We start from the raw sequence: 10645 nt of genomic DNA, 5'->3' as shown, positions 1-10645 counted from the left end.
GTCCAGCACCTGACGAACGAATTCGATTACTATCGCCATTCGAGGTTTCTTCCTCCGAAGCGTCTAACAATAACCTTATCCCCGCATGGATTGTAGTCCGGGATAGTCCAGTTGCGAGCGCAACCTGGCTGATACCTCCCCACCCCAAGCTTTGGGCTTCAATTGCTGCCCAGATACGCCGTGTTTTCTCGTTCAAATAAGGCGATAACAAATCGTACTTGCCTTGAATGCTTTTGATTTCCTGGTTATTAGACATTTAACGCTGTAATTTGATTACATTATGATTGTCTAACTATTTAGAAAATTGTTTAATTTATTTTTACATGATGCCTTACTGCTGATGCTGTAATCTCAGTGTAGACAACCCGTTTAGGATCTTTGAGTCCCAACACTTGGGCTAGAGCAAGAGCGATAGTTTCACCTTCTCGGTCTGGATCAGTTGCTAGAACTACTTCATCTACCTCTTTGGCGGCGGATTTTAGTTTTCCGATTGTTTCTTTGGCACGTTGATCTCGCGGTACATAATCGCATTGCACACTACCGTTCTCCATGCTGAAACCGAGTGAATCATCACCTTTATCGCTCAGTTCTCTGATATGTCCACAGCTAGCGCGTACAATCCAATCTGCACCGAGAATTTGGTTGAGTTTCTTAACCTTTCCAGGGGATTCGACAATCAGAAGACGTTTCGGCATGGCAGATGTGCTTTAGATAAATTATATTAGGTTGTCTTTGACAAAGCTTTGTGGGGCTACTTTACAGTATAAATGTACTACATAAACTCACTTTCAGGTTTATAATAATGTGCGGCATTTTGAATAACTAATGTCCACTCCCCAAAGTGTTACTAATCAACAAGTTAACGCAACTCCCCAGTACGAAACCATTACCGGAGTTGTCGAGCGCCTGACCTTTCACTCAGAAGAATCGGGGTATACCGTTGCGCGTTTAACACGTCCCCGCACTACCGATCTCACCACAATCGTTGGCAACTTCGCCAATATCCAACCAGGACAAACACTACAGCTAACAGGTTTCTGGAAAGACCACCCCCAGTACGGCCCACAGTTTAATGTTGTTAATTACAAGGAAACCAAACCCGCCACACTCACCGGAATTGAGAAATATTTGGGCAGTGGACTGATCAAAGGCGTTGGCCCAGTCACAGCCAGACGCATCGTTGCACATTTTGGTTTGGAAACCCTGGATATCATCGAAAACCAGATTGACCGACTAATCGAAGTTCAAGGCATTGCGAAAAAGCGGATCAAGCTAATCAAGAACGCTTGGGAGACGCAGAAAGCTATCAAGGAAGTGATGGTATTCCTGCAAAGTCATGGCGTTTCGACAACATACGCAGTCAAAATTTACAAGCAGTACCAAGACAATGCGATCGCTACCGTCACCTCTAACCCCTACCAACTAGCAACCGACATCTACGGAATTGGTTTTCTAACTGCTGACAAGATTGCGCGAAACCTGGGGGTAGCTCCTGATAGTGAATTTAGATACAGTGCAGGAATTATCCACGCGTTGAGTGAAGCTGCTGAGGATGGTCATTGTTACCTACCCCAGCCAGAATTAATCGAAAACGTCATCAAACTACTGACAACTGATACTCATCAGCCACAAGAGGAAGCGATCGCTCACATAATTAAAGAGATGTCAGCTAGGGAGGAATTGATTAGGGAAAGCGTTAGAGAAAATTACAGTGAAAAGTTACTGCTGTGCTACAAGCCAACGTTCTTTCACACTGAGATGAATTTGGCGCAGATGATATCTCGACGGTTGAGTCAACCGAGCGTTCAGGATATGCCACGCGTTCGTGCTTGGTTAGAGCGTTTTATGGCGAGTCGTAAAATCCAGCTATCGCCACAACAGCAGCAAGCAGTTGAGACAGCAGCTTATTCTCCGATAATGGTACTCACAGGTGGCCCTGGCGTTGGCAAAACTTTTACTACGCATACCATTGTCAGCCTCTGGAAAGCAATGGGCAAATCAATAGCTCTAGCCGCACCAACAGGCAGAGCAGCACAGCGCTTGGCAGAAATGACTGGGCTGGAAGCGAAAACGATACATCGCTTGCTGGAGTTTGACCCGAAAACAATGGGGTTCAAGCGCGACCATGAAAATCCGTTGCCACACAACGCAATTATCGCTGATGAAGCCAGTATGCTGGATTTGTTCCTGGCACATTCCCTAGTGAAAGCTGTGGCACAAGGAGCGCAACTATTATTAGTGGGTGATATCGACCAGCTGCCATCAGTAGGGCCAGGAAAAGTACTAGCTGACCTGATCAATTCTCTTCGGGTACCAGTAGTACGATTAACGCAAGTATTTCGCCAAGCCCAGCAGAGTGCAATTGTCATCGCCGCACACCAAATCAATCAAGGCGATTACCCGACCCTTGAGCCAATTTCGGATAATCCGGTGTCAGATTGCCTGTGGCATAGTGGAGGTTATCAGCCAGAACATGGAGTACAGGCAATTTGTGAGTTAATTACAGATTTTATTCCTAGACTTGGTTTTAACCCGGCATGTGATGTGCAAGTACTTTGCCCAATGTCGCGCGGGTTAGTGGGGACTCGCAACCTGAATGCTGTATTGCAGGGGCTTCTCAATCCGCCTAGCCCTGATAAACCAGAGATTGTCAGAAGTGGAATGACGCTGCGGGTGGGCGATCGCATCATCCAACAAACCAATGATTACAACCGTGAAGTATTCAACGGAGACTTGGGAACCATCCTGAGTATCGATACAGAGGAACAAGAGCTTACAGTGGACTACGGTGGACGAGATGTGGTCTACGATTATGCTGACTTGAATGAGATTACGTTGGCGTTCGCTGTCTCAATTCATAAAAGTCAAGGCTCCGAGTATCCTGTGGTGATACTTCCTTTTTATATGCAGCATTTTATAATGCTGTCGCGTAATCTCTTTTATACGGGATTAACACGGGCAAGGAAATTAGCAATTGTGGTTGGCTCAAAGAAGGCGATATCCTTGGCTGTGGGAACTACTAATGACCAGCAGCGTTACACAAGGTTGTGGCAGAGATTGTTGCAGCCAAGTTAAATCTCAGCTAAAAGATAATTTAAAATAATGACCCATAAGTATGAATCATCCACAGAATTTGAAGCCAGGTTAGACAAAATGATTCAAACCCAAAAGCTAAAGCCTGAGTATAAATCTCTGCTTTTAGAAATAGCTGAACTTGGAGAGAAAGCTGATGCTAATGGTCTAATTTCCGGACTAGGGTGGAGTGTAGATGCTAATAATGTTGTTCTCGATGAATATGAAATAATGAATAGCAGTGGTAATCTTCTGTATTTAATCATATCAGAAGCACGAAAATACCTTGAGAATTTAATTGAAGATTTAGGATAAGCTATTAAGTTCCGTTGCTTGAATTACTTGCTCCTTCTAGAAATTCTTGTAGCGTTCGCAAAGTCCGCTCTGTGGAATCAATAAATACTACTTGAATGCGAGCTTCAACGGCAACTGATGAATTCCCTTCTTTGATAACCTCAATTGATTGCCAAAAGTTGGCTTGATAGAGTAACGATTGATTTGCTTGTTCTAATTTAACGTGAGTTCGATGAACCTCTCCCCAACCCCTCTCCGAGGCGGAGAGGGGCAGAAATATTTTTAGTTTCCAACGAAAAAATTAGGGTTTCAAAGCCTCTCCCCCACAGGGAAAGAGGTTTGGAGAGGGGTTTTTAGAGCCGTCGAACTCACGTTAATTTAGTGTTGACAATCACATCTTCCAGAAGAATTTCCTTACGATAATTAACTTCAATCCGAGCAACAACTGGAACAATTTTCTGTTTGATATTTATGTTATGTTGCTTCAACCAATCCCAACGTCCTGTTTCTAAATACTCTAAAACGGTAGCATTATTAACATGACCTAGACTATCGAGATCGTTTGGACGTACTTGTAATTTTAAAGAAACAAGTTGAGAACTCATTATTTAGAAGCTGCTCAATTTAGATTTATTTGACTAATTGACAATATATCTAAATTAATTTTTGATAAAAAGATTACAAATGAGAAAAAATTAACTATAACTCATTTACTGCCTGACTTTTCCCGTTAAGTCTCTTTTGTAAGTTGCCAGCCCTCTCTACGAGACACTACGCGAACATAGAGGTCGTGTAATTTTAACCAACCTTGCCACAGTACTTGAATACCAATCTGACTTTTCACGGCATATTGAAAATATATTAATTGTTAATTACGCGTTGTAGCGTGAGGGTGGTAAAATTATTAATATAATCCAATTTTAACTATTTTAGATAATATTTTAATGACGTATTTATTTGTAATTATAAAATAATGAATTAACGATATTAATCTTATTTAAAACTTTAGGTAAACACAGTAATTAGCGAATTAACTACTTATAGTTTATTAAGAATTACAGTTTTTTTGCTTAGATTTTTTTCAATAGTTTGAACTTATTATAAGTTTGAGCATCAGCAATTTAAAGCATTAGGTCATCTTGTGCGGAATGCCAAAACCTAGCAATGCTGATTTGTTCACTGTCTTCTTCAACTCGATAAATAATACGGTAAGGCTTAAGAATAAGCTGACGGATATTCGGATCGTCAAATTCAGGTACTTTTTGACCTTGGAAGGGAAATTCACGCAATTGGGAAACTTTCTGAAGGAGTTGCTGACCCAATTTCCTGGCAGCTTCAGGATTACTGGCAGCTATGTACCTGACAATGGCTTCTAAATCGCCGACAGCTTTTGAAGAAAGAACTACTTGGTAGTCCATGCTTCAATCATTTGCTCAACAGCTTCAAGAGAAACTCCTTGCCCCTGGTCAATCTGTTCTAAACCTTCGCGGACGGCAGCGATAAACTCAATTTCGCGGACAATATCACGAAGAGAGACGTTGGGAGGCAATCTCTTCACAAGTTCAAGAACGGTTTCTCTGTCGCTCATGGGAGGAAAGTGGAGTTATGGGGAGACAAAGAATATCTTAGCTCAAAGTTAGACGAGGTATTGCTACAAAATGATACAGCTAACGTCAGCTAACTCAGGAAAAAACAGATAAAGCTCACTTTTGGGATAATTGATCCATCTTTTTAATATAAGAGTAAAGAATTTCACACTCGTTCTGGGGAGAAATAATAAAGCATTGCTGTCCTACTGCATCATGATAAAGAACAACGGCAACACGTTCCTTTAGGCAAACTCCTAAACAACTGCTACTAACAACTCGATATTTTCCCCATAATCTATCAAATTTGAGCCGAGATTTCAGCCATTTCTGTAGTTCTTCGGAAGCTGTTGTACTAGAGCTAACTCGATGATAACTGTCAGAAAATTGCTCGACTGTACATTGGGAACATACCAGTATTAAACCATTCTGCCACTGGGGAGCGAAAGTCGGAATGGGAGGAATGATAGCAGGAGTTTCTAACGGGCGATTGCTGGAAGGAATAGTGGATTGTTCATTATATGAGAACTGCTGAAAAATTTGCTTGATTAGTTTCAAAATCCGTTTAAGCAGTTTATTCATGGACGAATGGCTTTGCTATTTCTCTCATAGCATTACCTAAATTAACTGCTGAGTTTGTTTTAATAGATTCAGTATTACATAAAGTTTTTTGAACTTTGTGTTCAGAGTTCTCCCTAAATCGTAAATTAAAATTCCAATTTCGCTAAGGATTGGAAGGTCATAACGATGTTCGTATTTGATTACTTTGTCTTGATTTTTACCAATTTTAGTATTTTTCCGAGGTTGTGGATTCTGACTGGATTGAAGCTCAAAGTCAATAACATTTTTTCTAACTACCTCAATTGCTGTAACCAAATCATCTATAGGTTTACCATCTCTAGCACGAGCAACAAGGATTGATTCAAACAGCAGCTATAGTTTTGATTAGTTAGCGCTCGCTTCAAGCTAAGACTAGATATTGTCTTTAAAATCCGGACAGTTTTCATCCTCCCACCCCTGTGCGTGAATTGCACACACTAACATGTTGCCCCCATACTCAACCCCGTGATAATGAGCACAACCGATGCAAGCAATTGGTCTGGTTAATTGGTCGTTAAAATCAAAATCCTCATCCTCCAATTCATCTACTTGAACCAATGAGATATTACAATTAGGGCAAAGTTCGATTTCTCTACCATTGTCTTCTAACAGACAAGTAAAGTGAGTATTAGTTTGAATGAAATCATCTGTATTTATTATTCTTTATAAATCCTGCCAATACCGATTTGCTGATACTTGCCGTCGCCCACATTTAGTACATCGACGTATCGAAACTCCAAAAATTTGCCCTTCTTTGTCGTTGAGATTGAGTTTCCATTCGTGGAATCCTAAATTACATTTGAGCCTGCTTAACCAATTAATAATTTGTCTATGTTTGTTTTGAACCACAAGCTTATTACCTTGATGAATAGAGCAATTTTACACAACTGCAAGCGCACATAAACTACATTTATACTTAAGAATTGTTGAGCCACTCTTTAAGGTTATAACCTGGAAGATAGGCAATTCGTTGTTATACATTGTCCACATCATTAATTAAGCCAAAGTATTCTGCCGAAATTTCCATCAAGTAGGTGAAAGCCAAACAATTGCCGTAATCAGTATAGATTTGAGCAATTGCCTTGAAAACGTCCAAGATATTTTCAGGCGTTACCTTCAAAAAACGAGAAGCCAGATCATATGCCGAGTTTTCAGTTTCTGGCTTCATAACTGGTATATCTTCTGCCCAAACTATCAGTTTGTGCCTGTCTAATTCTGCCAAACTTTCTGTATTGACAGCATCAAGAATTGAGTCAGGTAAACATCGAATTAGAAACTTAATCACCTAATAATACCTCCATACAATAATTGAAAACTAAACTATAAGTTACTACAAAGCCAAAGCAAATAATTTTTGAACCCTAGTGAATAAAAAATGACGGAAAAAGAGGTGAAATTATAAAACACTCAAACTCTGCTATGAAGGAGTAATTGTACTTGAAATGCGTTTGCCCTGTAATTTACGAATAGTAGAAAGTTTAATCTATCTTCTGATAGTCTTGAAGAAAACGATTCAAGTTATTTAAAATCTGACAATACATACTTTTGTTTTCATAACTACCATTAACATTTTCCTATTTATAACAGATTCTTGGGTTAGTTATTGAGAAAAACAAAACATAAATTACTGCTAATAATGGTGCAAGTAATAGAATATTTCGTAAATCGTAAATCAAAATTCCAATTTCGCTAAGGATTGGAAGGTCATAACGATGTTCGTATTTGATTATTTCGTCTTTATTTTTACCAATTTGAGTATTTTTCTGAGGTTGTGGAGTCTGATTGGATTGAAGATCAAAGTCAATAACATTTTTCCTAACTACCTCAATCGCTGTAACTAAATCATCTATGGGTTTACCATCTCTAGCACGAGCAACAAGGATTGATTCAAGAACTATCAGTCTTGTTTTAGAAGTTAACAAGATTGGCATTTGATAGTTAGCTTCATTAATAAACTCTTGTTTTGCTTGCAGGAGCTTGCTATTTTTCATATTTTCTAACCATTGTTTTTGAACTTGCTCTTCTCGTTCTGATAACTGAAAACTTTGAGAGATGCTGTTAATCAAATTAGCAATACCAGCCGCTATTCTTTCATTTGGAGTTGAGGTTGATTTCGGGGAATTACCTTGATTGTTGTCTTGCATAGTTTTTATACCAGAAACATTAATTTTGATTACTATTCCAGCCGTCGAACTTATATTTAAGATGAGAATTCTGGAGCAATCTTTCGATTCCCAAACGGATCAGCTCTGGTGGAACTCCATCTAATTTCAATTCTTTCTGGATAAACTCATCAATTGAATTGGCTGTGGTTTTTTCTAACAGTGTCAACATCTGTTGAGCTTGGGTTGTTGGTGTGCTTGATGAATTAGGAAAGGATTGAGAGGATTGTTTATTACTTGGCTCAGAATCAAAAAACTTGTTAGTGTCCCGGTCGTAGCCAGAGAAATTTTTTAGCTGTGGCATAGGAAACCATTCATTGATACCGCCGTAATACACTGCTCGACCAACAGGCGAACTCTGTGCAATCTCCATCACTTGGGTTGAAGTGATCTTGCGATCGCTCGGTATGAGTTGAGTGGCAATCATGGCGTTGTAGGCCGGGACGTTATCAGGATGAACTAACGCAACAGAAGTTAACTGCGATCGCAAACCGCCAGAGATACCCAAGTCGTCAGTATGAGGATTCTGCACGACAATCCAAAAATGCCAACCGGAGCTATCACCGCAAGAACAGTAAGAGATAATTTTGTCTTTGAGCCAACCAATCTCACCCTTGGCATTTTTGAACTTGGAACAAACAGCAGTGCCTTCATCTAAAATGATGAGCTTAGGGCCGGAGATTTTTTGGAACTCGGTAAAACAGTCTTTGACCCACTTGACGGCTTCGACTGGCGACATTTCAACAATCTTGGCGCGTTTTAGAGTATCAACACGACCTTTGAAGTAGCCAGTTTCTTTCTCGTCACCCTTGGGGTCAATATAAAAGATGTGTATAAGAGGATGCAGTCGCTTGATGGCATCAATGGCATTGCTAATGGTGATGCCCTTCCCAGAACCAGGGACACCAACCCACAGCATATTAGTGATTTTTTTGGCGATGTGACCGATTAAGTCATAGTTGGTATTAGGAGTAGATGTGTAAGTGGAGATTTCAGTATTAATAATGCGATCTGTAGTTGAGGAAGACTCTGGCTGAGAAAGCACAGGATAAACTTTATCTGGATTAATCTGTGTTGTTGATGGCTCTATCGTTGGTGAGGGAGTTGGTAAAGAAGCAAACCGCGCTGGTGGAATCCCCAAATTCTGCTGTTGAGTCGTCTGCTGAATGGCCTCCACTTGCTGATAGTTGACTCTGGGGTCAATAGTAACTTGTGCCAAATGACCAGATAGTTGTTCCTTTGTGGGGAAATGTCCTTTAAGTTGGATAAACCAGTCCAACAACCAACGATAAGCGTAAAATCTTTTCCCAGGCTCAACGGCACTCAGGTATTCACACACAACATGAGAACATTGCTTGAGCATGGCGAACTCGTATTTCTCCATTGGCTCTAAGTGCAGCATAACTTCAGCAAGCTCGTTGGAATTAGCAAAATATTCCTCCCTGGCAACACTATCACCCATTGCCGAAAGGAAAGTGAAGAAGTCACCACGAATGAATGGGATTGGTGCAAATTGATGGGTATTGTTTAAATCCTGAACAATCGACCAGAGATAACCAACTCCTGCAACAACCGCGCCAATGGGAGCTAGGGGAGATGTGGCATAACAAACAGCGCCTGTAACAGCTGTGGCCAGGGTGATGAACTTAGCGAGATTCATCGCGTTGCGTTCGTCCTTGGCGCGAACTAACAACTGGTCTTGCCTTTCCTGCAACCAAGAGGCAATGTTGCCAGCTTCCAAATACTCAATGCCAGGATAATCGCCACGTAACTGTGCCGTTTCCTTTGTGCCTAGCATTGGTACTTGTTCCATCTTCTTTCTCCGTTATTTAGTTAACTTCCAAATACTGAAACCAATCTCTCCAGCCATCATTGAAACGATGTTGTAAGCAAAACAAGCAATAATTGCTCCTGGATTAGTGTAGCGGAAGGGATTGCGACCAACGAAGGTGGTAGTCAAATCTACAACCCAGAAAAATAATGCGATCGCTCCCCCTGCATGACGCTGTTTCATCCCAGCTACTTTGTAATCACCCCAAAGTGCCACAGTCAGATCGATGTTCCCAGTAGGTTTACTACCAAGGGTGTATTGTTTTGATTCCTCAAACTCATTCCTGGCAGTAGCCGGATCTTTGCCCCGCAATGTTTTTGCTTCCATCACTTGTACGAGTGCAGAGATGCCAAAACTAATCCAAAATAAAACATTAAATGGCAACTGTAGCCAACCAAAAAAGCCAATCCATTCGGACTCAAACCAGGGGCAAAGGGGTTTTCCTTGGAATAAAACTTGCCAAATGCTATCAGTCGAAAGCAGTGTACCAATCCAGAAACCGATTGCCCCAACGAGCTTATATCCTGATGTGCCGGGGGTAACGAATTGAGCAACGATGTGCGAAACAAAGATAACTGGCAGTGATATCAGGGCCACAATCCATCTGGCCAATAATTCTAGGTTGTCGCTCGGTGCTTTTTTGGACTGGCTTTGCGGTGATGATTCTGGGTTTGGTTTTGCGTTAGCTGCTTTTGGAGTCAGATACTTCATACTCAAAATTTTCAAGAAGTTGAGGGATTTTTTGCTCTAGAACTAAAGCAATTACATTGCTCAAAAAACATACAGCAAATTGCAGGTAAATGAGGTACATTAATACCAGTACATCAACTCTTAAAATGAAAGCTTACTCAATCGACTTGCGAGAAAAAATAGTTTTGGCTTACTCACAAGGTGACACCTCAATCAGGAAGGTGGCTAATAGATTTAGTGTAGCCAAAAGTTTTGTACAAAAACTTCTCTCCATGAATAAGACTCAAGGTCATGTACAACCCAAACAACAAGGTGGAGCACAAAAGGGAGAGTTGGATGGATATGAAACTCAACTAGCTGCAATGGTTGAACAATACCCAGATGCAACATTATTGGAATATTGCGAATAT

General features: G+C 40.7%; 12 protein-coding genes and 2 pseudogenes. 3 read left to right on the top strand and 11 right to left on the bottom strand.

Features of this window, described 5'->3' with window-relative positions:
• Together I8752_RS22920 and I8752_RS22915 are read right to left on the bottom strand one after the other, a co-directional pair.
• Positions 1 to 256 (bottom strand): annotated as a pseudogene (locus tag I8752_RS22920) (ISAzo13 family transposase); the annotation flags it as partial.
• A 73-nt stretch (positions 257 to 329) separates the two neighbouring features.
• Positions 330 to 695: pseudogene (locus I8752_RS22915) on the bottom strand (toprim domain-containing protein); the annotation flags it as partial.
• A gap of 130 nt (positions 696 to 825) precedes the next feature.
• Here I8752_RS22915 and recD2 point away from each other — a divergent pair.
• On the top strand, positions 826 to 3075 hold the full coding sequence (recD2, locus tag I8752_RS22910) for an SF1B family DNA helicase RecD2 (RefSeq protein ID WP_214434563.1): 2250 nt from the start codon (positions 826 to 828) through the stop codon (positions 3073 to 3075).
• A gap of 27 nt (positions 3076 to 3102) precedes the next feature.
• Positions 3103 to 3387, top strand: a complete 285-nt coding sequence (locus tag I8752_RS22905) for a hypothetical protein (RefSeq protein ID WP_214434562.1) — start codon at positions 3103 to 3105, stop codon at positions 3385 to 3387.
• Positions 3388 to 3734: 347 nt separating this feature from the next.
• On the opposite strand, the gene I8752_RS22900 is transcribed toward I8752_RS22905, so the two are convergent.
• The 9 genes from I8752_RS22900 to I8752_RS22860 form a co-directional block, all read right to left on the bottom strand.
• On the bottom strand, positions 3735 to 3971 hold the full coding sequence (locus I8752_RS22900; protein ID WP_214434561.1) for an acyl-CoA thioesterase: 237 nt from the start codon (positions 3969 to 3971) through the stop codon (positions 3735 to 3737).
• Between the two features lie 516 nt (positions 3972 to 4487).
• Positions 4488 to 4784: a type II toxin-antitoxin system RelE/ParE family toxin gene (locus tag I8752_RS22895; RefSeq protein WP_214434560.1), complete on the bottom strand. Its 297-nt coding sequence runs from the start codon at positions 4782 to 4784 to the stop codon at positions 4488 to 4490.
• A complete protein-coding gene (locus I8752_RS22890) occupies positions 4769 to 4954 on the bottom strand; it encodes a hypothetical protein (RefSeq protein ID WP_214434559.1) in 186 nt (61 codons plus the stop codon). Before I8752_RS22890 ends, I8752_RS22895 begins: the two co-directional genes overlap by 16 nt.
• 115 nt (positions 4955 to 5069) lie before the next feature.
• On the bottom strand, positions 5070 to 5534 hold the full coding sequence (locus I8752_RS22885; RefSeq protein WP_214434558.1) for a hypothetical protein: 465 nt from the start codon (positions 5532 to 5534) through the stop codon (positions 5070 to 5072).
• A 681-nt stretch (positions 5535 to 6215) separates the two neighbouring features.
• On the bottom strand, positions 6216 to 6401 hold the full coding sequence (locus I8752_RS22880) for a hypothetical protein (RefSeq protein ID WP_214434557.1): 186 nt from the start codon (positions 6399 to 6401) through the stop codon (positions 6216 to 6218).
• 124 nt (positions 6402 to 6525) lie between these two features.
• Complete coding sequence (locus I8752_RS22875; protein ID WP_214434556.1) at positions 6526 to 6837, bottom strand: hypothetical protein; 312 nt, start codon at positions 6835 to 6837, stop codon at positions 6526 to 6528.
• 289 nt (positions 6838 to 7126) lie between these two features.
• A complete protein-coding gene (locus I8752_RS22870) occupies positions 7127 to 7696 on the bottom strand; it encodes a hypothetical protein (protein ID WP_214434555.1) in 570 nt (189 codons plus the stop codon).
• 19 nt (positions 7697 to 7715) lie between these two features.
• On the bottom strand, positions 7716 to 9527 hold the full coding sequence (locus I8752_RS22865; RefSeq protein ID WP_214434554.1) for a hypothetical protein: 1812 nt from the start codon (positions 9525 to 9527) through the stop codon (positions 7716 to 7718).
• Between the two features lie 12 nt (positions 9528 to 9539).
• Positions 9540 to 10256, bottom strand: coding sequence for a hypothetical protein (locus tag I8752_RS22860; protein WP_214434553.1), 717 nt, complete (start codon positions 10254 to 10256; stop codon positions 9540 to 9542).
• 125 nt (positions 10257 to 10381) lie between these two features.
• Here I8752_RS22860 and I8752_RS22855 point away from each other — a divergent pair.
• Positions 10382 to 10645: IS630 transposase-related protein (locus tag I8752_RS22855; protein WP_214434552.1), on the top strand; the 264-nt coding region annotated here is incomplete at its 3' end.

Source organism: Dendronalium phyllosphericum CENA369, from assembly GCF_016056275.1.
Taxonomy (GTDB): Bacteria; Cyanobacteriota; Cyanobacteriia; order Cyanobacteriales; family Nostocaceae; genus Dendronalium; species Dendronalium phyllosphericum.
The sequence above is the reverse complement of the archived record's forward strand: the minus strand, read 5'-3'. Positions and strand labels throughout refer to the sequence as shown.